Annotated in this window: 27 protein-coding genes and 3 tRNA genes; 23 read left to right on the forward strand and 7 right to left on the reverse strand. The window is 64.3% G+C overall.

What is annotated here, in order from left to right:
- Positions 1-354: 354 nt before the first annotated feature.
- The 12 genes from S6FBBBH3_RS01675 (at position 355) to tatC (ending at position 8,409) form a co-directional block, all read left to right on the forward strand.
- Positions 355-843, forward strand: coding sequence for an acyl-CoA thioesterase (locus S6FBBBH3_RS01675; RefSeq protein ID WP_120176131.1), 489 nt, complete (start codon positions 355-357; stop codon positions 841-843).
- A complete protein-coding gene (locus tag S6FBBBH3_RS01680) occupies positions 843-1,646 on the forward strand; it encodes an ABC transporter ATP-binding protein (RefSeq protein WP_120176133.1) in 804 nt (267 codons plus the stop codon). Before S6FBBBH3_RS01675 ends, S6FBBBH3_RS01680 begins: the two co-directional genes overlap by 1 nt.
- Positions 1,643-2,416 (forward strand): lipid asymmetry maintenance ABC transporter permease subunit MlaE, encoded by a 774-nt coding sequence (gene mlaE, locus S6FBBBH3_RS01685; protein WP_120176135.1) that lies wholly within the window; start codon positions 1,643-1,645, stop codon positions 2,414-2,416. The genes S6FBBBH3_RS01680 and mlaE overlap by 4 nt, the downstream gene beginning before the upstream one ends.
- A gap of 5 nt (positions 2,417-2,421) precedes the next feature.
- Positions 2,422-2,895 carry an outer membrane lipid asymmetry maintenance protein MlaD gene (gene mlaD, locus S6FBBBH3_RS01690; RefSeq protein ID WP_120177780.1) on the forward strand — a complete coding sequence of 158 codons (474 nt, stop codon included), beginning with the start codon at positions 2,422-2,424 and terminating at the stop codon, positions 2,893-2,895.
- Between the two features lie 11 nt (positions 2,896-2,906).
- Positions 2,907-3,671: an MlaA family lipoprotein gene (locus tag S6FBBBH3_RS01695; RefSeq protein WP_120176137.1), complete on the forward strand. Its 765-nt coding sequence runs from the start codon at positions 2,907-2,909 to the stop codon at positions 3,669-3,671.
- A gap of 36 nt (positions 3,672-3,707) precedes the next feature.
- Entirely contained in the window at positions 3,708-4,373 is a 666-nt protein-coding gene (locus S6FBBBH3_RS01700; protein WP_120176139.1) for an MlaC/ttg2D family ABC transporter substrate-binding protein, read from the forward strand.
- Positions 4,374-4,375: 2 nt separating this feature from the next.
- A complete protein-coding gene (locus S6FBBBH3_RS01705) occupies positions 4,376-4,654 on the forward strand; it encodes an STAS domain-containing protein (protein WP_120176141.1) in 279 nt (92 codons plus the stop codon).
- Between the two features lie 162 nt (positions 4,655-4,816).
- The gene (gene murA, locus S6FBBBH3_RS01710) at positions 4,817-6,070 is read left to right on the forward strand and encodes a UDP-N-acetylglucosamine 1-carboxyvinyltransferase (RefSeq protein WP_120176143.1); all 1,254 of its coding nucleotides are present in this window, start codon (positions 4,817-4,819) and stop codon (positions 6,068-6,070) included.
- 201 nt (positions 6,071-6,271) lie between these two features.
- The gene (locus S6FBBBH3_RS01715) at positions 6,272-6,604 is read left to right on the forward strand and encodes a histidine triad nucleotide-binding protein (RefSeq protein ID WP_120176144.1); all 333 of its coding nucleotides are present in this window, start codon (positions 6,272-6,274) and stop codon (positions 6,602-6,604) included.
- A 27-nt stretch (positions 6,605-6,631) separates the two neighbouring features.
- Positions 6,632-6,862 carry a Sec-independent protein translocase subunit TatA gene (tatA, locus tag S6FBBBH3_RS01720; protein WP_120176146.1) on the forward strand — a complete coding sequence of 77 codons (231 nt, stop codon included), beginning with the start codon at positions 6,632-6,634 and terminating at the stop codon, positions 6,860-6,862.
- Positions 6,863-6,963: 101 nt separating this feature from the next.
- Positions 6,964-7,599: a Sec-independent protein translocase protein TatB gene (gene tatB / locus S6FBBBH3_RS01725; RefSeq protein ID WP_120176148.1), complete on the forward strand. Its 636-nt coding sequence runs from the start codon at positions 6,964-6,966 to the stop codon at positions 7,597-7,599.
- A gap of 9 nt (positions 7,600-7,608) precedes the next feature.
- Positions 7,609-8,409: a twin-arginine translocase subunit TatC gene (tatC, locus tag S6FBBBH3_RS01730; RefSeq protein WP_120176149.1), complete on the forward strand. Its 801-nt coding sequence runs from the start codon at positions 7,609-7,611 to the stop codon at positions 8,407-8,409.
- A 97-nt stretch (positions 8,410-8,506) separates the two neighbouring features.
- Here tatC and S6FBBBH3_RS01735 read toward each other — a convergent pair whose 3' ends face one another.
- Positions 8,507-9,700 carry a S1C family serine protease gene (locus S6FBBBH3_RS01735; RefSeq protein ID WP_120176151.1) on the reverse strand — a complete coding sequence of 398 codons (1,194 nt, stop codon included), beginning with the start codon at positions 9,698-9,700 and terminating at the stop codon, positions 8,507-8,509.
- Between the two features lie 41 nt (positions 9,701-9,741).
- On the opposite strand from S6FBBBH3_RS01735, the gene S6FBBBH3_RS01740 reads away from it, so the two are divergent.
- The 4 genes from S6FBBBH3_RS01740 to S6FBBBH3_RS01755 all read left to right on the forward strand — a co-directional run bounded on the left by S6FBBBH3_RS01740 (position 9,742) and on the right by S6FBBBH3_RS01755 (position 11,885).
- Positions 9,742-10,494, forward strand: a complete 753-nt coding sequence (locus S6FBBBH3_RS01740) for a Nif3-like dinuclear metal center hexameric protein (protein WP_120176153.1) — start codon at positions 9,742-9,744, stop codon at positions 10,492-10,494.
- A gap of 189 nt (positions 10,495-10,683) precedes the next feature.
- The gene (locus S6FBBBH3_RS01745; protein WP_120176154.1) at positions 10,684-11,301 is read left to right on the forward strand and encodes a glutathione S-transferase N-terminal domain-containing protein; all 618 of its coding nucleotides are present in this window, start codon (positions 10,684-10,686) and stop codon (positions 11,299-11,301) included.
- 65 nt (positions 11,302-11,366) lie between these two features.
- The gene (locus tag S6FBBBH3_RS01750) at positions 11,367-11,792 is read left to right on the forward strand and encodes a stringent starvation protein B (protein WP_120176155.1); all 426 of its coding nucleotides are present in this window, start codon (positions 11,367-11,369) and stop codon (positions 11,790-11,792) included.
- 17 nt (positions 11,793-11,809) lie between these two features.
- Positions 11,810-11,885: transfer RNA gene (locus S6FBBBH3_RS01755), tRNA-Thr, on the forward strand.
- A gap of 91 nt (positions 11,886-11,976) precedes the next feature.
- Here the strand turns inward: S6FBBBH3_RS01755 and prmC are convergent.
- The 3 genes from prmC to hemA form a co-directional block, all read right to left on the reverse strand.
- Positions 11,977-12,819: a peptide chain release factor N(5)-glutamine methyltransferase gene (gene prmC, locus S6FBBBH3_RS01760; protein ID WP_120176156.1), complete on the reverse strand. Its 843-nt coding sequence runs from the start codon at positions 12,817-12,819 to the stop codon at positions 11,977-11,979.
- 68 nt (positions 12,820-12,887) lie between these two features.
- On the reverse strand, positions 12,888-13,967 hold the full coding sequence (gene prfA / locus S6FBBBH3_RS01765; RefSeq protein WP_120176157.1) for a peptide chain release factor 1: 1,080 nt from the start codon (positions 13,965-13,967) through the stop codon (positions 12,888-12,890).
- Between the two features lie 231 nt (positions 13,968-14,198).
- Positions 14,199-15,488 carry a glutamyl-tRNA reductase gene (gene hemA / locus S6FBBBH3_RS01770; RefSeq protein WP_120176158.1) on the reverse strand — a complete coding sequence of 430 codons (1,290 nt, stop codon included), beginning with the start codon at positions 15,486-15,488 and terminating at the stop codon, positions 14,199-14,201.
- Positions 15,489-15,631: 143 nt separating this feature from the next.
- On the opposite strand from hemA, the gene S6FBBBH3_RS01775 reads away from it, so the two are divergent.
- Both S6FBBBH3_RS01775 and queC read left to right on the forward strand, forming a co-directional pair.
- The gene (locus tag S6FBBBH3_RS01775; RefSeq protein WP_120176159.1) at positions 15,632-16,135 is read left to right on the forward strand and encodes a hypothetical protein; all 504 of its coding nucleotides are present in this window, start codon (positions 15,632-15,634) and stop codon (positions 16,133-16,135) included.
- Between the two features lie 43 nt (positions 16,136-16,178).
- Positions 16,179-16,937 (forward strand): 7-cyano-7-deazaguanine synthase QueC, encoded by a 759-nt coding sequence (gene queC / locus S6FBBBH3_RS01780; protein WP_120176160.1) that lies wholly within the window; start codon positions 16,179-16,181, stop codon positions 16,935-16,937.
- Between the two features lie 40 nt (positions 16,938-16,977).
- Here queC and S6FBBBH3_RS01785 read toward each other — a convergent pair.
- Together S6FBBBH3_RS01785 and S6FBBBH3_RS01790 are read right to left on the reverse strand one after the other, a co-directional pair.
- Positions 16,978-17,053 (reverse strand) — tRNA-Phe (locus S6FBBBH3_RS01785).
- 38 nt (positions 17,054-17,091) lie between these two features.
- Positions 17,092-17,167 (reverse strand) — tRNA-Phe (locus tag S6FBBBH3_RS01790).
- Positions 17,168-17,336: 169 nt separating this feature from the next.
- Here S6FBBBH3_RS01790 and S6FBBBH3_RS01795 point away from each other — a divergent pair.
- Complete coding sequence (locus S6FBBBH3_RS01795) at positions 17,337-18,032, forward strand: DsbC family protein (protein WP_232008809.1); 696 nt, start codon at positions 17,337-17,339, stop codon at positions 18,030-18,032.
- A gap of 84 nt (positions 18,033-18,116) precedes the next feature.
- On the opposite strand, the gene mltA is transcribed toward S6FBBBH3_RS01795, so the two are convergent.
- The gene (gene mltA / locus S6FBBBH3_RS01800) at positions 18,117-19,304 is read right to left on the reverse strand and encodes a murein transglycosylase A (protein ID WP_120176161.1); all 1,188 of its coding nucleotides are present in this window, start codon (positions 19,302-19,304) and stop codon (positions 18,117-18,119) included.
- Between the two features lie 164 nt (positions 19,305-19,468).
- Here mltA and rpe point away from each other — a divergent pair, with 164 nt between their 5' ends.
- Genes rpe through S6FBBBH3_RS01820 form a run of 4 tightly spaced genes read left to right on the forward strand, consistent with a single transcriptional unit; the run spans position 19,469 to position 22,040 of the window.
- A complete protein-coding gene (rpe, locus tag S6FBBBH3_RS01805) occupies positions 19,469-20,161 on the forward strand; it encodes a ribulose-phosphate 3-epimerase (protein ID WP_120176162.1) in 693 nt (230 codons plus the stop codon).
- A 9-nt stretch (positions 20,162-20,170) separates the two neighbouring features.
- Positions 20,171-20,863 carry an HAD family hydrolase gene (locus S6FBBBH3_RS01810; protein ID WP_120176163.1) on the forward strand — a complete coding sequence of 231 codons (693 nt, stop codon included), beginning with the start codon at positions 20,171-20,173 and terminating at the stop codon, positions 20,861-20,863.
- Positions 20,860-21,333 carry a lysozyme inhibitor LprI family protein gene (locus tag S6FBBBH3_RS01815; RefSeq protein WP_120176164.1) on the forward strand — a complete coding sequence of 158 codons (474 nt, stop codon included), beginning with the start codon at positions 20,860-20,862 and terminating at the stop codon, positions 21,331-21,333. The genes S6FBBBH3_RS01810 and S6FBBBH3_RS01815 overlap by 4 nt, the downstream gene beginning before the upstream one ends.
- Complete coding sequence (locus S6FBBBH3_RS01820; protein ID WP_120176165.1) at positions 21,330-22,040, forward strand: uracil-DNA glycosylase; 711 nt, start codon at positions 21,330-21,332, stop codon at positions 22,038-22,040. The genes S6FBBBH3_RS01815 and S6FBBBH3_RS01820 overlap by 4 nt, the downstream gene beginning before the upstream one ends.
- The last annotated feature ends 54 nt before the right edge of the window (positions 22,041-22,094 follow it).

The raw sequence follows: 22,094 nt of genomic DNA on the forward strand, positions 1-22,094 counted from the left end.
TCCGGAACCGGGACGGAGTCGTCGGTCGGGTCGGCTTTTTTCGAGGAGTTGTCGTCACGTCGTAAATCTGGCTCGGAGAAAAAGGAGGGACGCGGATACCCGCGTATCCGCGAGATTATAAGTGTCGTCGTCGGCGCAAAACCGATTCGCCCCTCGCGCAGTGTGTAAGAAAAGCTTCCTTTTTCTGAGGCCTCCCGCAGGGAGGTCGGGACGCTTGTCGTAAAATATCGATCTTTTCGAGGGGCGATCCGACCTGACGGATTCCCCCCGTTCGACACAACCGCCGGGGCGCTTTCGACAGTCGGTCGAAGGTGCCTTTTGCCGTCTCCGTCCGATTTTTCTTTTTCTGCGCTCATGTGCGACGCCATCTATCGCTACGACATCACGGTCGGCTCCGAGTCGATCGACCTGCTCGGCCACGTCAACAACCGCGAGTATTTGCGTTGGATGGAAGAGGCCGCCACGGCTCACGCCGCCGGTCTCGGCTGGAGCTTTGAGAATCTCAAGGCGATTCGTCGCGCCTGGGTGGCGCGCGAGCATTGGATCGAATACCTGATGCCCGCGTTCGAAGGCGAGCGGCTCGCACTTTTCACGTGGGTGCAGAATCTGCGCGGCGCGGCGAGTCTTCGCCGCTACGCGCTGCGCCGGGGCGACGATCTTCTCATGACGGGCGCCACCGAGTGGGTGTTCGTCGACTACGAACGGCGCCGCCCCGTGCTTGTGACGCCGGAGATGCGCGCGTCGTTCCCGCGCGTGGCCGAAGACGATCCGCGACTCGAGGCGCTCGGCATCGCGCGGTGCGTGCGCTGGTCGCCCGCGCCCGCACACCGGGGAGGGGCCTGATGCAGGATTACGTAACGATCGACCGACTCACCTTCGGGTACGGGTCGCGGAAAATTCTCGAAGACGTTTCGATGCGCTTCGGGGCGGGCCAGGTGGTGGCCATCATGGGCGGCTCGGGCATGGGCAAGACGACGCTTCTCAAATTGATTGGGGGTCTGCTCGTACCGCAATCCGGGCGCATCGCGATCGGCGGTGAAACGCTCGACCCGCGCGACCGCAAGGCGCTCTACCGGATCCGCCGCCGCATGGGGATGCTCTTTCAGTTCGGGGCGCTCTTCACGGACCTTTCGGTCTTCGAGAACGTGGCCTTTCCGATGCGCGAGCAGACGGACCTCGACGAAGAGACCGTGCGGGACCTCGTCCTCATGAAGCTCAACGCCGTGGGGTTGCGCGGGGCGGCCTCCTTGATGCCCTCCGAAATCTCGGGCGGCATGGCGCGGCGCGTGGCGCTTGCGCGCGCGATCGCGCTCGACCCCGCGCTCATTCTCTACGACGAACCCTTTGCGGGGCTCGATCCGATTTCGATGGGGGTGACGGCGAACCTCATTCGCCGCCTGAACGACGCGCTCCATGCGACGTCCCTCATCGTGACGCACGACGTGGCGGAAACCTTTGCGATCGCCGACTACGTCTATATGGTGTCGTCGGGCCGCGTGGCGGCTCAAGGGACGCCCGAGGAGCTGAAGCGCTCGGACGACCCCTTCGTGCGTCAGTTCATCGGGGGGCTCCCCGACGGTCCCGTGCGGTTCCACTACCCCGCGGGGACGCTCGCGGACGATTTCGGTTGGGGGAAAAATCGATGAACGTCATTGAAAGCATCGGTCGCTTTTTCGTCCGGCTTTTCCGCTCGATCGGACGCTTCGGACTCTTTTCCTGGGCGCTCTTGACGCGCCTTGCGGGCGTGCGCGCCTCGCACGTCGTCAAGCAGATCCACTTCATCGGGAACTATTCGCTCCTCATCATCGGCGTCTCGGGCCTTTTCGTCGGCTTCGTTCTGGGGCTTCAGGGCTACTACGTGCTTGTGAGCTACGGGAGCGAAGAAGCGCTCGGCGTCATGGTCGCGCTTTCGCTCGTGCGCGAGCTCGGTCCCGTCGTCACCGCCCTTCTCTTTGCGGGGCGCGCGGGTACGGCCTTGACCGCCGAAATCGGCCTCATGCGCGCGGGCGAACAGCTCGCCGCCATGGAAATGATGGGGGTCGATCCGATGAAAAAGGTGTTCGCGCCGCGCTTTCTCGGGGCCTTCGTCGCGATGCCGATTCTGGCGCTCGTCTTTTCCGCCGTGGGCATCATCGGCGCCTGGATTGTCGGCGTGGGCCTCATCGGCACGGACTCGGGCGCCTTCTGGTCGCAGATGCAAAGCGGCGTCGACTTCAATCACGACGTCGTGAACGGCATCGTCAAGTCGGTCGTCTTCGGCACGGCCGCCGCGCTCGTCGCGCTTTACGAGGGCTATGCGGCCCGTCCCACGCCCGACGGCGTCGCCCGCGCGACGACGACGACGGTGGTGGTTTCCTCCCTTCTCGTTCTCGGGCTCGACTTCATGATGACGGCCTGGATGTTTACTACGGTGTGAAGAAGATGCAGAACAATCGTTCGCTTGAATTTTTCGTCGGGCTCTTCATCGTCATCGGCTTTGCGGCGCTCCTTTTCATGGCTCTGCAGTCGGCGAATCTCGGCAGCTACAGCTGGGGCCACAAGACCTATTCGGTCACGGCGGATTTTGAAAACATCGGGGGCCTCAAGCCCCGTGCCGCCGTGAAGAGCGCGGGCGTCGTGGTCGGTCGCGTGAAGTCGATCGAGTTCGATCCGCAGACCTTCCAGGCGCGCGTCACGATGGACATGGACGCGGCCTATCCCTTCCCCGCGGACACGTCCGCGAAGATTCTGACGGCCGGTCTGCTCGGCGAGCAGTACGTCGGCCTCGAAGCGGGCGCCGACGAAGCGAACCTCGAAGACGGCGGTCGCATCCGCCGCACGCAGTCGGCGGTCGTTCTTGAAAACCTCATCAGTCAGTTCCTCTATTCGCAGGCCGAAGGCGGCTCGAAGAACTAAGGAGAGTCACCGTGAACAACAAACGACCCGTAGGCGTGTTGCTCGGCTGTGCGGCGGTTGCGCTGCTTGCGACGGGCTGCGCCGAAATTCCTTCCAACGCGGGCGAAAATCCCGCCGACCCGTGGGAAACCATGAACCGCCACGTCTGGAGCTTCAACGACGGGATCGACCGCGCGGTTCTGAAGCCCGCGGCCGAAGGGTACGTGAAGGTCACCCCGGAAATCGTTCGTACGGGCGTCTCGAACGCGTTCGACAACCTTTTCGTCCCGAGCCACGCGCTCAACAACACCCTGCAGGGGAAGGTGGACGACGGTATCGGCTCGGTCTTCCGATTCCTCGTCAACACGACCTTCGGGATCGGGGGGCTCTTCGACGTGGCAAGCCGCATCGGTCTTGAGGCGAAGCCCGAAGACTTCGGGCAGACGCTCGGCGCCTGGGGCGTGCCCTCGGGTCCCTACGTCGTTCTCCCCCTCCTCGGCCCCTCGTCGACGCGCGACATGTGGCGCTTCGCCGAAGAGTTCGGTACCAGTCCGCTCACGTACGCGCTCTGGCACGAGGACTGGTACTGGTCGACGGGTATCGGTGCTCTGACCGTGGTCGAAGCCCGCGCGCGGTTGCTTCCGCTCGAAGACATCCGCAAGAATACGGTGGACGACTACGTGGCCGTGCGCGACGCGTACCTCGCGCAGCGGCGCATGCTCGTCAACGACGGCAAGGTCGACGAAGCGGAAGAACTTCAGTCGCTCACGGCCCTCCCCGTCGACGACGAAGAGTGAGCCCGCGGGCCCGTGCAACTTTAAGGAAGATCCATCATGACGACTTGGAATCGACGAACCGTCCTTACGGGCGCATGCGGCGCCGCGCTCCTTTTGGCCGCGGGCCTGCCCGTTCGCGCCGCGGACGACAAGGGCGACCCCTACGCGTTCGTGGTCGACTTGACGAACGCCGTGCTTGAAGAAATCCGCAAGGATCCGAAGCTTCACGCCGCCGAGCCCGCCCGCGTGCGCGCGCTCGTCGACACGTACCTCCTCCCTGCGGCGGACTTCACGATGATGACCCGCATGACCGTAGGGCCGAAGTGGCGTCAGGCCTCGCCCGAACAGAAGGCGCGTCTGGAGAAGGGTTTCCAGGAACTCCTCATTCGCGTCTATTCGGGGGCGCTCACGAACGTGACGGACGAGCGGTGCGAACTGCGTCCGACGCGCCGCCGCCCCCCGGCCGACGAAATGGTGATCCGCACGCTTCTGAAGAGTTCGGGCAAAAACGACGTCGGCATCGACTACCGCATCTACCGCAACAAGGCGGGTGCCTGGAAGGTGGTCGACGTCAACGTCGAAGGCATCTGGATGGTGGAAAACTACCGCTCGCAGTTCGCCTCCGTGCTGAGCCAGGACGGCATCGACGGTCTCATCGCGATGCTTGAGACGCGTACCGACGAACTCGCGGCGAAGAACGGCTCCGCCGCCGGGACGAAGTGACCATGCGCGTCGACGACGAATCGATTACGATCGAGAACGTGCGCGAGGTGAAGGCGAAGCTCTTCGCCCGACTCGAAGCGGGCGAGACGCTCTTCGACCTCTCCGGGGTGAAGCGCGTCGACAGCGCCGCGCTCTCCCTCGTGCTCGCGCTCGGCCGAGCGGCTGGGGCGCGCGGCGCGCGCGTAGCGTTTGCGAATCCCCCCGAGCAGCTCCGCGCCCTCGGGGACTTGTACGGGCTCGAGGCGCTCGGACTTTTCGAGGGCGCGAAAGAAGGGGACTGACTCCCAACTTTCATTACATTTTGTCCGCAATCGCATCGTGCGCCGATGCGGGGCGGACCGTTAAGATGTGTGCGCACGCACATAACAGACGCGCCGATTGAGGGGGCGCCCTTTGGGGCGGTCCCCTCTTTCATTTGGGGGCGCGCGACAAGAGAGATTCACATGCAGAAACTTCGAATTACGGGCGGTCGCCGCCTCGTCGGTGAAGTCCGTACCTCGGGCGCCAAGAACGCCGCTCTTCCGATCCTCGCCGCATCGATTCTGACGGCCGAGGACCTCGTCCTTCACAACGTGCCCGATCTGGCCGACGTGCGCACGATGCTCAAGCTGCTCGAAGGCATGGGCGTGAGCGTGAAGCGTTCGGGCAACGACGTGACGCTCAACGCCGGGGCCCTCACCGAAACGGTGGCGCCCTACGAACTCGTGAAGACGATGCGTGCCTCCATCCTCACGCTCTGTCCGCTCGTCGCGCGTTTCGGCTCGGCAAGCGTCAGTCTGCCGGGGGGCTGCGCCATCGGGGCGCGCCCGGTCGACCAGCACATCAAGGGCCTGCGCAAGCTCGGCGCCGAGGTGGAAATCGAGCACGGCTACGTGAACGCGAAGTCGGGTCGCCTCAAGGGCGCCCGCATCGTCACCGACATGGTGACCGTGACGGGTACGGAAAACCTCATGATGGCGGCCGTTCTCGCCGAAGGCACCACCGTTCTCGAAAACGCGGCCCGCGAACCCGAAGTGGTCGACCTCGCCGTGTGCCTCAACGCCATGGGCGCGAAGATTTCCGGGGCGGGCACCCCGACGATGGTGATCGAAGGGGTCGAGCGCCTCCACGGCGCGGAACACGCCGTGATCGCCGACCGCATCGAAGCGGGCTCCTTCATGTGTGCGGCGGTCGCGACGCAGGGCGACGTGCTCGTCACGCACTGCGTTCCCTCCGACATGGAAGCCGTCATCGTGAAGCTGCGCGAAACGGGCGCGACCGTCGAAACGGGCGCCGACTGGGTGCGCGTGAAGATGGACAAGCGCCCCGCGGCGGTGTCTCTGCGCACGGCCCCGCATCCCGCCTTTCCGACCGACATGCAGGCGCAGTTCATGGCCGTGAACGCCCTCGCGGAAGGCACCGCCCACATCACCGAAACGATCTTCGAAAACCGCTTCATGCACGTGCCCGAGCTCGCCCGCATGGGGGCGAAGATCGAAATCGAAGGTCACACCGCCATCGTGCACGGCGTGCCGAGCCTTTCGGGCGCGGACGTCATGGCGACCGACCTGCGCGCCTCCGCTTCGCTCGTCATCGCGGCTTTGGCCGCCAACGGCACGAGCACGGTCGACCGCATCTACCACCTCGACCGCGGCTACGAAGCGATGGAAGCGAAGCTCCGAGCGCTCGGCGGCGACATCGTTCGCATCAACGAGTAAGGCGCGGCCCCTCGGGCCCGAGCCGAAAAACCGAAAGAGAACCGGCCTCGCGCGTCGGTTCTCTTTTTTTTGCGCGTTTTCTCATCCGTCCGACGTAGTCAATCTCTATTTTGGTCGATGGCGGCGTCGGGCTTCTTGCGGGATAATGAAGAGATACGTCCGTCGGACGTGTTTTCGACCATTCAAAAGAGGCTCTCCATCATGGAAGATTGTCTGTTCTGCCGGATCGTCCGGGGCGACATCCCTTCTCAGAAGGTTTATGAGGACGACGACGTTCTCGCTTTCCGCGACATCCATCCCAAGGCTCCGGTGCACTTCCTCATCATCCCGAAGAAGCACATCACCTCCCTTGCCGAGGCCGAACCCGAGGACGCGCCGCTTTTGGGTAAAATGCTTTCGCTCACCCGGACGCTGGCTCTCCAAGAGGGCTGCCGGAACGGTTTCCGCGTGATCATCAACACCGGCCGCGACGGCGGTCAGGAGGTCGGTCACCTGCATATTCACGTGCTGGGCGGTCCCCAGCCCTGGAAGTAATTCACCAATTCCCAACGGAGATTCACTATGGGTTCCTTTTCTGTCTGGCACTGGCTGATCGTCCTCGTCATCGTCGTGCTTGTTTTCGGTACGGGCAAGCTCAAGAACATGGGCAAAGACCTCGGCGGCGCCATCAAGGGCTTTAAGGAAGGCATGAAGGAAGGCGACGACGACAAGGCTCCGCAGGCCAAGGAGCAGCTCGCTCAGTCGAAGGACACGGTCGACGTCGAAGCCAAGGAAAAGACCAAGGCCGACTGATCGACGTCCCCTCGGGCGCGCGTCGCTCGAAGACCCGTCAACGACCGCGGCAGTCTTACGGCTGACCGCGGCCTTTTCAATGCCTCACTGCCGGAAAACGCATGTTTGATTTCGGTTTCAGCGAAATGCTCATCATCGGGGTGGTCGCACTGGTCGTGCTCGGCCCCGAACGCCTTCCGACGGTCGCACGGACGGCCGGGGAATGGGTCGGCAAGGCCCAGCGCTTCGTCGCGCAGGTGAAGTCCGACATCGATCGGGAGGCTTCGCTCTCGGAACTGAAGAAGATTCAGGACGAAGCCAAAGCGATCGCGAACGACATGAAGTCGAGCGTCGAAGCGGCGGCGAGCGACATCGAAAAAGACGTCAACGCCGTGGCGAGCGACGTGAAGACGGCTGGCGACTCGATCGAATCGGCCGTCGAAGATGCGGTGGCCGAAGCCAAGCCCGAACCCGTCAAGACGGCGTCCGCGGAAGACATCGCGAACGTGTACGGCTGGGGTACGCCTTCCGGAGCGCAGAGCGCCCCGGGCGCCAACGGTTGGGGCGGCGGTTGGTCCGAACCCAAGACGTTCTCGAAGCGCTACCACTCGGGCCCGTCCGTCGACGAACTCGCCTCCGAGATCGATCGCCTTCGCCGCGAACTCGGCTTGAAGGAAGCCCAAATGGGCGGTACGGCCGGTCGGGGCCGTCGCCTCGCGCCCCGCGCACGCAGCAACCGCCCGCGCATCTACCGCTGACGAATTCCTATGGCTCAAGAGAACCTTCCTATTGAAGCGCCGGACGATCCCGCCAACGAGCAGCCGCTCGTGAGCCACCTCGTCGAGCTGCGCAACCGTATGGTGAAGTGCGCGATTTCGATCATCGTCGTTTTCGTCGCGCTTTCGCCCTTCATGAAGCAGATCTTCGACTTCCTGAGTCAGCCGCTGATGGTGGCTCTGCCTCAGGGCGTGAAGCTTCTGGCGACGGGGGTCGTGGCGCCCTTCATGGTGCCCTTGAAGGTGACGCTCTTCGTGGCGTTCCTCATCGCGCTCCCCTTCGTTCTTTATCAGATCTGGGCGTACGTGGCGCCCGCTCTCTACCGTCGCGAAAAGCGCCTCGCGCTCCCGATTCTCGTTTCGTCGATCATCATGTTCGCGATCGGGATGGCGTACTGCTACTTCATCGTGTTCCGCATGGTGTTCCAGTTCATCGCGGGCTTCTCGCCCGACTCGGTGAATTTCGCCCCGGACATCGACTCGTACTTCAGCTTCGTTCTGACGATGTTCCTCGCTTTCGGTCTCACGTTCGAAGTGCCGATCGTCGTCGTGGTGCTCAACCGCGTGGGTTTCGCCACGCACGAAAAGCTCGTCAAGGTGCGTCCCTACGTGATCGTCGGCGCCTTCATCCTCGCGGCCATCTTCACGCCGCCCGACGCGCTTTCGCAGCTGCTGCTCGCGGTGCCCCTCGTCGTGCTCTTCCAGCTCGGCATCTGGCTTGTGAAGATGTTCGGGAAGTCGAGCGAAGAAATCGAAGAAATGAAGGCCAAGCAGGCGAACGAAGACGAGTAAGTCGCTTTTCCGTCCGCACGGCATTCGCAATACAAGAAGGGCCGCCCGCAGGGGCGGCCCTTCTTTTTCGGGTGCTTGGCGTCGGCAACGAACTCCGTCAGTGTTCGGGGGCGTCTTCGGGGGCCGACTCTTCGTCGTAGGCGGGCGGAAGCGACTCTTTTTCGAGGGAGCCGAGCGGCCGCACCGACGCCTTGATCGAGAGACGAACGCGCTTTTGGCCGCGGAGCACCTCGACCGAAACCGTTTTTCCGGGCGGAATTTCGGCGATGCGCTGCAACACGCGATTGACCCGCACCGCGGGGACGTCGTCGATCGACAGCACCACGTCGCGGGCGCGCAGGCCCGCCGCGAGCGCGGGGCTCTCGGGAATCACCTGACGCACCACGATCCCGCTCGTCACCGAGAGTCCGAGATCGCGCGCGAGCTCGTCCGAGAGCTGCTGCGGCACGAACCCGAGATAGCCGCGCTTGACGCGCTCGCCCGCCATCAGGCTCGGGAGCACCCGCTCGATGATCGAAGTGGGGATGGCAAAACCGATGCCGACGAATCCTTCCGAGAGGTCCGGGGAGAAGATGGCGGTGTTGATGCCGATCAGACGCCCTTCGAGGTCGACGAGGGCGCCGCCCGAATTCCCCTGATTGATGGCGGCGTCCGTCTGAATGAAGTCCTCGTAGTTGTTGAGCCCGAGTCCGTGGCGCCCGAGCGCCGAAACAATCCCGGCCGTCACCGTCTGCCCCACGTCGAAGGGGTTGCCGATCGCAAGGACGGGCGCGCCCACGCGCAGCGCGGTGCTGTCGCCCATGGCGATCTTGGCAAGCCCCGTCGCGTCGACGCGCAGGAGCGCGAGGTCCGTTTCAGCGTCGGTGCCGACGATCCGGGCGGTGTAGGTCTTGCCGTCGGGGAGGGCGACCTTCGGGTTTGAAATGCCCTCGACGACATGGTAGTTTGTGAGGATGTAGCCGTCGGAGGTGACGACGACGCCGCTTCCGAGCGGGTTGACGTGGTGCTCGACGTGCGCGTCGGCGCCCGCCTCGTCCCGACGCGCGTCGCGGCGGGTGAAAATGTTGACGACGGCCGGTGCGGCCCGGTCGACGGCGGCCGAGAGGATCGATTCGGTGTCCGCGGCCGACGTAACGTGAGGAACGGGTGCCGGTGCGGCGCCCGGGGTTGCGGGCGCTTTTGTGACGGCTTCGGCGGGTGCCCGTTCGGGGCCGACCGCTTCCCACGTCCAGACGACGCCGACGGCAATCGTGACGGTTTGAGCGAATAAGAGCCAGAGACGTTTGAGCATGCGCGTCGTAGGGTGAAAATCGCGGATAGGACGAAGGAAAAATGAAGACAACGGAACTCGCCGCCGAAATCGGCGGCTTTCTCGAAGCGGACAACTTTCAAGATTATGCTCCGAACGGACTTCAGGTCGAGGGGGGCGGCGAGAGTCGTCGCATTCTGCTCGGCGTGACGGCCTCGCAGGCACTCCTCGATCGGGCGGTCGAGCAGGGGGCCGACACGGTGCTCGTGCACCACGGCTGGTTCTGGAAGGGCGAATCCCCGCGCGTCGTCGGCATGAAGGCGCGTCGCCTTCGCACGCTCATGAAGCACGACATCGCGCTCCTCGCGTACCACCTGCCGCTTGACGCCCATCCCGAGGTCGGCAACAACGCCGAAATCGCCCGACTGCTTGAACTTTCCGTTCTCGGGAAGGCGGGCTCGCTCGGGCTCCTTCACTACGGGGAGCCGCTCGGGGGCGACGTCGCTTTCGACGCTTTCTTCGAGAAGGTCGGGCGTGTCTTCGACCGCACCCCTCAGCTTCTCGGTCGTGCGCCCGAACGGGTGCGGCGCGTCGCCTGGTGTTCGGGTGCGGCTCAGGACGAGCTCGAACGCGCGGCCGCCCTCGGGTGCGACGTCTATATCTCGGGCGAAGCAAGCGAACGGACGACGCACGAAGCGCGCGAACTCGGGATCGCGTACCTCGCCTGCGGCCACCACGCGACGGAGCGCTTCGGCATTCAGGCGCTCGGCCGGTGGCTCGCAAACCGGCATCCGGAGCTTGAAATCGCGTACGAAGAAATCGACAATCCGATCTGACATATCTCGTAACAATTGCCGTCTTCTCCTCTCTCCGTAGGGAAGGCGGCAGTTTTCAGGGTGCTTCGTTGGCGAGACGGGTGGATTTCCACTAAAATCAAAGTCTTTCGGTCGGGATTTCCCCCGTTCCTTTTGCCGCGCTTGCGTCAGGCTAGAGTCGCGGCCCTATTGACAGAGAGTTTGTCCACCATGATGACGCTTTTTTCGGGCCCCACGTGCCCGTTCTCCCAGAGCAGCCGCATTGTTCTTCATGAAAAGGGATGTGAGTTCTGCATCGAGTCGCTCGACCTCGAAGGCATCAGCCCCGAACATCAGGCTCAGTTCGAAGCGATCAGCCCGTACCGCGAACTCCCGGTTCTCATCGAACGCGACCTGATTCTCTACAACGTGTTCGTCATCAACGAATACATCGACGAACGCTTCCCGCATCCGCAGCTCATGCCCGCGGATCCCGTCGGTCGCGGCCGTACCCGTCTGTTCCTCAACATCTTCGAGCGCGACCTCTTCCCGCACGTTCGCGTGCTCGAAAACACGCAGTCGACCGAGGCGCAGCGTGAAACCGCCCGTCGCAGCCTCATCTACTACCTCAACTTCATCGCCCAGCGCATCGGCCCGACGAAGTTCATCATGAGCGACGACTTCCAGATGCTCGACGCCGTGCTCGCTCCGATCCTCTGGCGCCTGCAGCACTACGGCATCACGCTGCCCAACGAATCGTCGAAGCTCTCGATCTACGCCGAACGACTCTTCACCCGTCAGTCCTTCATCGACTCGATGACGGCTCAGGAACGTTCGATGCGCAAGTAATCGAACGCCCGGGAGGGGAACCGAGTCTCCCCTCTTCCCGTTCGTGTTTTACCGAGGAGCCAAACATGAGTCTGCGCGAATCCGTGCTTCTGACCGTCCGCGAGTGGTGCGAAGAGAAGAACGACGATTGCTACATCTGGGTTGCGGTGGACGATTCGGTCCGCGTGCCGGCCGCGTGCGTGCACGACGGCTGGGTCATCCTGGACATTTCCTCGTCGGGCGTCGACGGCTTTTCGACGGCCGACGGCTGGATGAGCTTCGTGGCCGACTTCCCCGACAATCCCGACTTCACGGTGTGCCTGCCGCTTTGCCGCATTCTGCGCGTCGGCTCCCCGAACGAATTTGAAGACGGGGTGCACTTCGAAGGTGCGGGCGTTGCCACGGACGAACTCTGGGCGCGCTGTCCCGTTCCCGAGCTGTACGACCGACCGAAGGCCGAAAGCGAGCCCGCCGACAACGGCGCCTCGGGCGGCTTCCGCGTGATCGAATAAGCTATAATATTCGGCCCGCCTCTTTAGCTCAGTTGGTAGAGCAACCGCCTTGTAAGCGGTAGGTCGTCTGTTCGAGTCAGACAAGGGGCACCACAAATTCAAGTCCCGTACCGTCGATTGACGGTGCGGGATTTTCGTTTTTGCTTCCGGGGCGCGCGCGAAGGACGCCCCGGACGAGCGGTCTTCAGTTCGGGCGGCGCCCCGACGTCACGCGTTCGTTGTCGCCGTAGTCGCGCTTCGTGTGCACGGCCGCAAAGCCCGCCTCAAGGAGCGCCTCCCGAACGGCTTCGCCCTGGTCGTACCCGTGCTCGAGAAGGAGCCACCCGTTCGGGTTCAAGTGCGCCATCGCGCCCGCTACGATCGCTTTCAGGTCCGCGAGACCGTTCTCGGGCGAAGTGAGGGCCGTGATCGGCTCGCAACCGAGGGCCTTCAGGTGCTCGTCGTCTTCGCGGATGTAGGGCGGGTTGCTGACGATGATGTCGAACGTTTCGTCGCCGACCGCCTCCCACCAGGAGCCCGAGCGGAATTCCACCGCGGCCTCGAGCGCTTCGGCGTTTTTGCGGGCGACGACGAGCGCCTTTTCGGAGGCGTCGGTGGCCACCACGGTCGAGCCCGGCATTTCAAGCGCGAGCGTCACGGCGATGCAGCCGCTCCCCGTTCCGAGGTCGAGCACCTTGGGCGCGGCGGGCGCGACGACGAGCGTCTGCTCGACGAGTACTTCCGTATCGGGTCGGGGAATGAGGACGGCATCGTCGACGAAAAAGTTGCGACCGAAAAATTCCTGCCGCCCCGTGAGGTACGGAACGGGGGTGCCCGCAAGCCGGAGCGAAACGAGCATTTGAAAGCGCAGTACGGACTCGTCGGAGAGTTCCTCGTCGTCGTGGGCGATGAGGTACTCGCGGCGCTTGCCGATGACGTGTGCGAGCAAAACGGCCGCTTCGAAGCGCCCGACCTGCATCGAGCCTTCTTGCAGTACGCCGCGGATCGTGCGCACGAGGATGGGATGGGTAGAGGTCGTACTGGTCATGCGGTTTCTCCGTTCTTGTCCCTGTCGAAAGCGGCGCCCCTGCGGTCGGCTTCTCCCCGAATCGGGCTTTACTCCCCGAGTGCGGCAAGTTCCCGCACCTGGTGCTCCATGAGAAGCGGTTCGATCAGCTCGTCGAGGTCGCCGTCGAGAATGTCCGACAGTTTGTAGAGGGTCAGATTGAGGCGGTGATCGGTCACGCGGCCCTGGGGAAAATTGTAGGTGCGAATGCGCTCCGAGCGGTCGCCTGAACCGACGAGTTCGCGCCGCTCCGAGGCTTCCCGCGCCTGCTGCTCGGCCAAACGCGCCGCGCGGATGCGGGCGGCGAGGATGCTCATCGCCCGCGCTTTGTTCTGCGTCTGGCTGCGTTCGTCCTGACATTCGACGGTGAGGCCCGTCGGCAGGTGCGTGATTCGGACGGCCGAATCCGTTTTTTGCACGTGCTGCCCGCCCGCGCCCGAGGCGCGGAAGACGTCGATGCGCAGGTCCGAGGGGTTGAGGTCGACCTCGTCGAGCTCGTCGGCTTCGGGCATGACGGCGACGGTGGCGGCGGACGTGTGGATGCGCCCGGCCGACTCGGTGGCGGGCACGCGCTGCACGCGGTGCACGCCCGACTCGAATTTGAGGCGCTCGTAGACGCCCCGCCCGACGATGCGCACGATGATTTCGCGGTACCCGCCGTGCTCGCTCGGATTGCTTGAAACGACTTCGGACGTCCACCCGCGGCTTTCCGCGTAACGCAGGTACATGCGCAGGAGGTCCCCGACGAAGAGCGCGGACTCGTCGCCGCCCGTGCCCGCACGCAGTTCGAGAAAGACGTTGCGCTCGTCGTTGGGATCCTTCGGAAGGAGCGAGATGCGTAGCGTGCGTCCGTACGCGTCGAGTCGCTTGCGGGCCTGTGCCATCTCGTCGAAGGCGAAGTCCGCCGTGTCGGGGTCGAGGCTCAGTTCGCGGGCGGCCTCCAAGTCGGCTTCGCTCGACTCGTAGGAGCGCAGCGTCTCGACGACGGGCTCCAATTCGCTTCGCTCCTGAAGGAGCGCGGTGTAAAAGCAGATGTCGCCGAGCGTCGAAGAGTCGGAGAGTTGCCGGTCGATTTCCTCAAGACGGCGCGCAAGTGCGTAGAGTCGATGGCGAAGACGGTCGTCGAGCATGGAGGGTGGGCGGAAAAATTCGGGTGAAAAGCGAAGCGGACTTCGCGGGGCGGACCGTTTCGGGGAGGCTTGCGCTTCCCGACGGTCGGCCAAGACGCAGAAAAGTATAGCCATTCTCAAAAACCGTCTGCGTATCGGCATATCGGTGTTGCGGTACGGCGCCTCGGGCGCGTACTCGCAAAAAAAGGGATCGCGCATGCGATCCCTTTCGGTCGGGTTTCCCCGGAAGACTCAACGGTCGTGACGTCGATAGAAGCGGTCGAGCAGCCGCTCCATGAGGTCGCGGTCTTCGTTCGAGAGCCCTTCGCCGTTGCGAAGCAGAATCGTCGGGTCGTGCATGAGCTTGTTGGTGAGACCGTGCGCGAGCATTTCGAGGACTTCCTCGGGCTTGTCGCCGTGGTGCAGGTGGCGAAGCGCCCGGTTCAATTCGAAGTCGCGCAGATAGTTCGCGCGGTCGCGCAGCGACTGAATGGAGGGCACGGCGTCGCGCAGTTTGAGCCAGTCCGCAAAGTCCGTCACGCGCAGACCGATGATGGTTTCGGCCTGGGTGATCGCGGCCTGGCGGCTTTGCTTCCCTTCGCTCACGACCTTGCCGAGGTCGTCGACCGTATAGACGTACACGTCGTCGAGGCGGTCGATTTCGGGTTCCACGTCGCGCGGCACCGCCAGGTCGACGATGAACATCGGACGGTGACGGCGTTCCTGAACGGCGCGCTCGATCATGCCGAGACCGATGATCGGGAGGGCGGAAGCCGTGCAGGAGACGATGATGTCGTACTGGGCGATTTGCGCAGGCAGGTCCGCGAGACGGATCGCGTCGGCGTGCACCGTGCGCGCGAGGGTCTGACCGCGTTCCATGGTGCGGTTGGCGATCGTGATCGACTTGGGCTTCTGGGCGGCGAAGTGCGCGGCGCAGAGTTCGATCATTTCGCCCGCACCGACGAAGAGCACGCGCTCGTCGTCGAGGTGCCCGAACAGGCGCAGCGCGAGACGCACGGCGGCCGCGGCGAGACTCACGGAGTTCGCGCCGATGGCGGTGGCCGTACGCACTTCCTTGGCGACCGTGAAGGTCGACTGGAAGAGGTGGTTGAGCATGACGCCGAGACCGCGGGCGGTGCGAGCAAGCTTCTCGGCCTTCTTCATCTGCCCGACGATCTGCGTTTCACCGAGCACCATGGAGTCGAGCCCGGAGGCGACGCGGAACGTGTGACGGGCGGCCTCTTCCTGCTCGTAGGTGTAGATGTGGGGTTCGAGCTCCGAGAGCGGAACGTCCTTCTCGTTGGCGATGAAGGAGAGAAGCGCCGTGCGCGCGCTCTGGGCGTCGGTCGCCGCGCAGTAGATTTCCGTGCGGTTGCAGGTCGAGAGGATGGCGCATTCGTGGATGCCGCCCTGAGACGGTGCCGAGTAGCGTTCGAGCAGGCGCGCGATCGTATCGACGATCTCGTCGGGGCCGAAGGCCACGCGCTCGCGAACGGAAATGGGTGCCGTCGTATGGTTGAGACCTAAAGCAAGAAGCTGCATTGCTGATCGTAAGAGGGCATCGGACGCGCCGCGGCGTACCGGCGGCACGTCGAGACGTCCGAAGAAAAGTTATTCTTTAGGGGCCTGCGAATTATACGTAGTCTAGGTTTTCCGCAATCTTAAGACGATTTTTGAATTTTGCTATGGACGGAGCAAAGAGCGCGTATTCCTCGGAAAGAGAGCCGCTTCGGCGTGCCGCCGAGCGCGCGAAGGCGCTCGTGCGCCGTCGGGCGCTCCTCGCGGCGGGCGCGGCCGGGGTCGCACCCCCGGGGGTGGACGTGCTCGTCGATGCGGCCTCGCTTGCGGACCTGCTCGCGCGGATCAACCAGCTCTTTCTTCTCGCGCCCGAAGATGCGGCGAAACTTTCCACCGAGGAGCGCATCGCGGTCGCGCAAGCGCTCGACGACGTCGGGGCGCGCTTTGCGGGGCGAAGCCTTTCGGGCTTACTCGTTCTCGAAGCCCTTAAAGCCGCGGGCGCCCGCTGGGCGGGCGCTCGGGTCGCGAGTTGGGTCCCCGTGGCGGGACGCGTTGCGGCGGCTTCGCTTTCCTACTACCTTTTCCACCGGCTCGGTACCGAGCACATCAACGAATGCCTGCGCGTTCGGACGGTGGCCGCTTTGCGGCTCGGACGGCCGGACGACTTTTGAACCCATTCGAACCCATTCTCCATTCCTTCAACGGACTTACACCATGACGAATTTGTCGCAAGGGACGCAGCGTCGTCCGCTCGGCCTCGGTCATCACCGCTCGGCCCTCATTCTTTTTTCGGGCGGTCAGGACTCGACCACCTGTCTCGGCTGGGCGCTGGAGCGCTTCGAGCGCGTCGAAACGCTCGGCGTCGAGTACGGCCAGCGTCACGACGTCGAAATGACCTGCCGGCGCCGCGTGCTCGAAGTGGTCCGCACGCTCAAGCCCGAATGGAACGAACGCCTGGGCGAAGATCACGTGCTCGACCTCTCGGTGCTCGGTCAGGTGTCGGACTGTGCGCTGACGCGCGAAAAGGCGATCGAATTCGAGGAGGACAAGGTCCCGAACACCTTCGTTCCGGGGCGCAACCTGCTCTTTTTCACGCTCGCGGCCGCGCTCGGCTATCGACGCGGGATCGACGTGCTCGTGGGCGGGATGTGCGAGACGGACTACTCGGGTTACGCCGACTGCCGCGACTCGACCATGAAGAGCCTCCAGGTGACGCTCGGCCTCGGGCTCGACCGCCCGGTGGTGATTGAAACGCCCCTCATGTGGAAGACGAAGGGCGAAACCTGGGCGATGGCGCACGAAGCGGGCGGCGACGCGTTCGTCGATCTGATTCTCGAAGAAAGCCACACGTGCTACGCGGGCGACCACACGCACCGCCACGCGTGGGGGTACGGTTGCGGCGAATGCCCGGCCTGCCGCCTGCGCGAGCACGGCTGGAACGAGTGGCTCGCCCTGAAGGCCGAAGCGGAATAAAAGAAAGGGCCGTCGCAGAGGCGACGGCCCTTTGAAAATTTGGTGGCTAGGGACGGAATCGAACCGCCGACACGCGGATTTTCAATCCGCTGCTCTACCAACTGAGCTACCTAGCCGAAGCTCAAGCCTCTCCGTTCCGAGGGAACGGGGTGTGTGGTGGCTAGGGACGGAATCGAACCGCCGACACGCGGATTTTCAATCCGCTGCTCTACCAACTGAGCTACCTAGCCATCCATGAGGTTAGAAGCGTAATTCTATAGATGAAATTTCGTTTTTGCAAGGGGGCTTCCAAGAAAAACATGGAAATACCGCAAACTTGGTATTTCCGGGTTGACGTGGGCGCCGACTTAAACCGTACACTCTCGAAAATCAACCATCCATCCGACGGAGCCACGCGACGTGAAGCATTGTTTTATTGCCGCCCTCACCGCTCTCATGCTGATTCCGGGCGTTCAAGCCGCCACCGAACAGTCGGTGCGCGACAACCTCATGAAATCGACGGGCCTGAAGGCCGAAGCGGTTCGTCCCGCCCCCGTGAAGGGGCTCTGGGAAGTGGTGATCCAGGATCGCATCTTCTACGTCGACGACGACGTGAAGGTCGTCTTCTCGGGTTCGCTCATCGATACCGCCACGAAGACGAACCTCACGCAGGAGCGTCTGCGCGAAGTGGCGCGCGACAACTGGAAGAAGTGGCCCTTCGAAGACGCCGTGAAGCAGGTCTTCGGCAAGGGCGAACGCGAAGTCATCGTCTTTTCGGACGCGAACTGCACGTACTGCCGCATGATGGAAGACACCTTCGCCGCGGCGGGCAACCTGACGGTCTACACGTTCATCGTCCCGATGTTGCGCGGTGAAACCAACAACCGCGAAATCGTCTGCTCGAAGGACCCGGCCGAAGCTTGGCACAACTGGATGGCGCGCGGCATCGCGCCCGCTCCCGCGCCCGAGGGGTGCGACGCCTCGGTTCTGCAGCGCAATGCCCGTCTGATGAGCCGCTACAACATCACGGGTGCGCCCACGCTCTTTTTCCCGTCGGGCGACCGCATGACGGGCGCCATGACGCCCGAACAGCTCGAAAGCATGCTGCAGCGCTGAGGGCGCACGGCACATGAAAAAAGCTCGGCCTCGGCCGAGCTTTTTTCATGTCCGGACGCTTTTCGTGCGCCTCCGTGCGCCTCGTCAGCGGCGAAGATCCCGGGGTTCGAGCCCGTTCGGCACGAGCATCCAGGCTTCGACGCGACTCTTTTGGCGCCCCGCCGCGGCACCCGCATCGTCGCCGAATCCCCAGAAGAAGTCGAAGCGAATCGGACCGCGGATCGCACCCCCCGTATCCTGAGCGACGACGGGTTTCACGAAGCGAAGATCGGGCTTTTCCTGACTCACGCTCACGACGGCGGGCGTGCCGAGCGTCCAGAATTTCGGGTCGACCGCGACGCTTGCGCGCGGGGTGAGCGGGACGCCCTGAGCGCCCGTGGGCCCGAGGTTCGGGTCGCCGTTGCGCTCTTCGAAAAAGACGTAGCTCGGGTTTTGGGCGAGCGCCTCGGCGACGCGCTTGGGATTCTCTTTCGCCCAGGCCTGGATGCGCTGCATCGAGAGTTCGTGCGGTTTCAGGTGGCCCTTCTCGACAAGCCACCTGCCGATCGAGCGGTAGCGGTAGCCGTTCTGGTCGGCAAAGCCCACGCGCATGTAGGTGCCGTCGGGCAGAAGAATCCGGCCCGACCCCTGCACCTGGAGGAAAAAGGCCGCAACGGGATCGTCGACCCAGGCGATCGCCCACCGATCGAGGTCGGTGCGCTTTTGAATGACGCCGCGGGTGTCGTAGGGAACGACGCGGCGGCCTTCAAGCTTGCCGCGAAGGCGCATCCCCTTGAGTTCGGGGTAGAGGTCCGCGAGGTCGATCACGAGAAGGTCGTCGGGCACGCCGTAAATCGGATGCACGAAGGGAGCCTGGCGCACGCGGCTTCCGAAAAGGAGCGGCTCGAAGTACCCGGTCATGAGGCCCGCCTCCTGGCGCCCGACCTCTTCGTTGTTTTCGTACTTCGCCACTTCGACCTTCCAGGGCGTGAAGTTCGCCTCGAAGAATTCCCGAGCGAGTCCCGGCCGAACGGTTTGCGCCCGCAGGCAAACGTCGCGCCACGCGTCGCGCTTGCCGATCGACGTGCAGGAGAGGCGGAAGGCTTCGAGGGCGCTCTCCCAGTCCTTCTTTTCCGAAGCGGGCAGGGCCGAGAAGGACACGGCCTCATAGACGGGGCCCGACGCTTTTTTGACGGGCGCGGCGGGCTCGGTCGGCTCCGGAGGCGTCGTCGAACAGGCGGCAAGGAGCGTAAGGAGCGCGAGCGCGCTCCATCGAAGCGGTTTCAAAGTCATCGGAAAATGTCTGCGGATTGAGTTCGTGACGCGTGCGGATTGCGTCGCGTCGGTGGGGGAAGTCTAGCGTTTCGTCGACGAAGACGAAGTGCGGAATCGTCCGAAAGGTCCCCTCCGAGTATACTGAGCCGCACCCAACAACCGGTTTTTTCGAGGAGTTCCTCATGCGTACCTGCCGCATCGCCCCGTCCATCCTTTCCGCGGATTTCGCCCGTCTCGGCGAAGAGGTTCGCGCCGTAACGGAAGCGGGCGCGGACTGGATTCATTTCGACGTGATGGACAATCACTACGTGCCCAACCTCACCGTGGGGCCCCAGGTGCTCAAGGCCATCCGTCCGTGGACGACGGCGCCGATCGACGTGCACCTGATGGTCGAGCCCGTCGACGCGCTCGTGCCCGCCTTCATCAAGGCGGGTGCCGACATCATCACGTTCCACTGCGAAGCGTCTCGGCACATCGACCGTACGCTTCAGCTGATCCGCGACGGCGGCGCCAAGGCGGGCCTCGTCTTCAATCCCGCCACGCCTCTTTCCTACCTCGACTACGTGCTCGATCGCGTCGACGTGGTCCTTCTGATGAGCGTCAATCCGGGCTTCGGCGGCCAGAGCTTTATCTCGTCGACCCTCGAAAAGGCCGCCCGCGTGAAGGAGATGCTCGATCGGTACGAAGCGGAATCGGGTCGTCGGATCGCGCTTGAAATCGACGGCGGCATCAAGCCCGAGAACATCGCCGCCGCGGCCGCCGCGGGGGTCGATACGTTCGTGGCGGGCTCGGCCGTGTTCGGCGCGGGGCATATCGACGGCTATCGCGACGTCATCGCCCGAATGCGTGCGGCCGTGGCCGCGCTCGACGCCTGAGGTCGTACGATGCCCGAAGCGGTACTTTTCGACCTCGACGGCACGCTCGTCGATTCGCTTCCGGAGCTCCACGAGGGGGTCGCGCGCACGGCGCGCGAACTCGGCCTGCGCGAGCCCGACCCTTCCGTCACGGCGCGCATGATCGGGAAAGGCATCAAAGTTCTCGGCGAGCGCCTTGCCGCCTGGTGGCGGGAGGGGGAGGCCCTCCCCGCCGGGGTCGACGCGACGACGATCGTCGAGCGACTCTCCGCAAACTGGTGCGCGATGACGGGCGAGCGGGTGCGGCCCTTTCCGGGCGCCTTCGAGGGCGTACGGGCGCTGCGTCGTGCGGGGATCCGCACGGCGCTCGTCACGAACAAGATTCGTCCCCTGACGGAAGCGTTCCTTGCGTCGCGCGGTCTCGCGGACGCGTTCGACGCGGTCCTGACGGGAAGCGACGTCGAACGCCTGAAGCCCGAACCCGACATGCTTCGGGCCGCTCTGAAGCAGCTCGGCGTCGCGCCCGAGGAGGCGGTCATGGTCGGCGACAGCGCCAACGACGCGCTCGCGGGACGCCGCGCGGGCGTTCGGGTGTGTCTTCTTGAATGCGGCTACAACGAAGGCGTGCCGATGAAGACCTGGGCCGCCGAGAACGGCTTCGACGAAGTCGACGCCGACGTGGCGGCGCTCGTCGAACGGTTGTTGAAGGAGGACCGGCAATGACGCGTCCGTTTTTCTCCGCCGCGGGCGTGCTTCCCGCGGTGTGCGCGCTGCTTTTGGGTCTCGGCGGTGCGGCGCCCGTTGCGGCCGCCGCCGACAACAAGGGCGCTTCCGCCGACACGATCGAAACGATCCTCGCCTGCCACGCGAAGGCGAAAACGGACGACCAGAAAGGGCGGTGCCTCGAGCGCGAACTGAAGTTCGTCGAAGCCGAACACAAGGATGCGGTCGAGCGCGTGACCGTCGTTGCCAAGGCCTGGGACAAGCCCACCAAAACGCGTCGCCGTTGGGACGCGTTCCTGCGCTCGTCGCAAAGCTTCGAGACGTTCGTGAAGCGCGAGTGCGCCTTCGTGGCGCTCACGACGAAGGGGAACCGCACGAAGGAAGAAAACGCCGAACTCGCCTGTCGAATCGGCTACTACCGCATGCACACGGACGTGCTGGAAAATCACTACCTCGGAGCCGCCCGATGAGCGACCTGCGACGACCCGACTGGAGTACCGAGCGCGTCGACGCCGCCTGGCGCGAGACGATCGACGCCTACATGGCGTCGCCCCGGGGCGAAGAACTTCGAGAACGCGTTGCCGCAGCAGACGTCTCCGTCTTTCCTCCGCGCCCCTTTCGGGCGCTCGAATTGACGCCGCTTGCCTCCGTGCGGGCGGTGATTCTGGGGCAGGACCCCTACCACACGCCGGGGAAAGCCGAGGGGCTTGCCTTCTCGGTCCCGACGGGCGAGCGGATGCCGCCGTCGCTACGGAACATCTTCAAGGAAATCGCCGCCGAAACGGGCGCGGCGCCGCGCGGCGACACGTCGCTCGTCGACTGGGCCGAATCGGGGGTGCTCCTTCTCAACACGCTCTTGACCGTCGAAGAAGGGCGCCCGATGAGCCATCGGGGGCTCTGGGAGCCCCTGACCGATCAGCTGATCCGACGCGTTTCGGAGGGGTGCGACCACGCGGTCTTTCTCCTCTGGGGTGCGCCCGCCCAGGAAAAGCGCCCGCTCATCGACGAAAGCCGCCACGCGGTGCTCGTCTCGAACCACCCCTCGCCCCTTTCGGCGACGCGCGGCCGCACGCCCTTTCTCGGAAACGGCCACTTCGCGCAAGCGAACGCCCTCCTCACGGCCTGGGGTAAGCCCCCCGTCGCCTGGGGCGGAGCCGCCGAACCGACGCTCTTCTGATGGAGAGGGTACCCCCTCTCCCCTCCCCCTCCCCGGGGGAGGGTCTCTCCGATC

It is taken from the genome of Sutterella megalosphaeroides (genome assembly GCF_003609995.1).
GTDB lineage: Bacteria > Pseudomonadota > Gammaproteobacteria > Burkholderiales > Burkholderiaceae_F > Sutterella > Sutterella megalosphaeroides.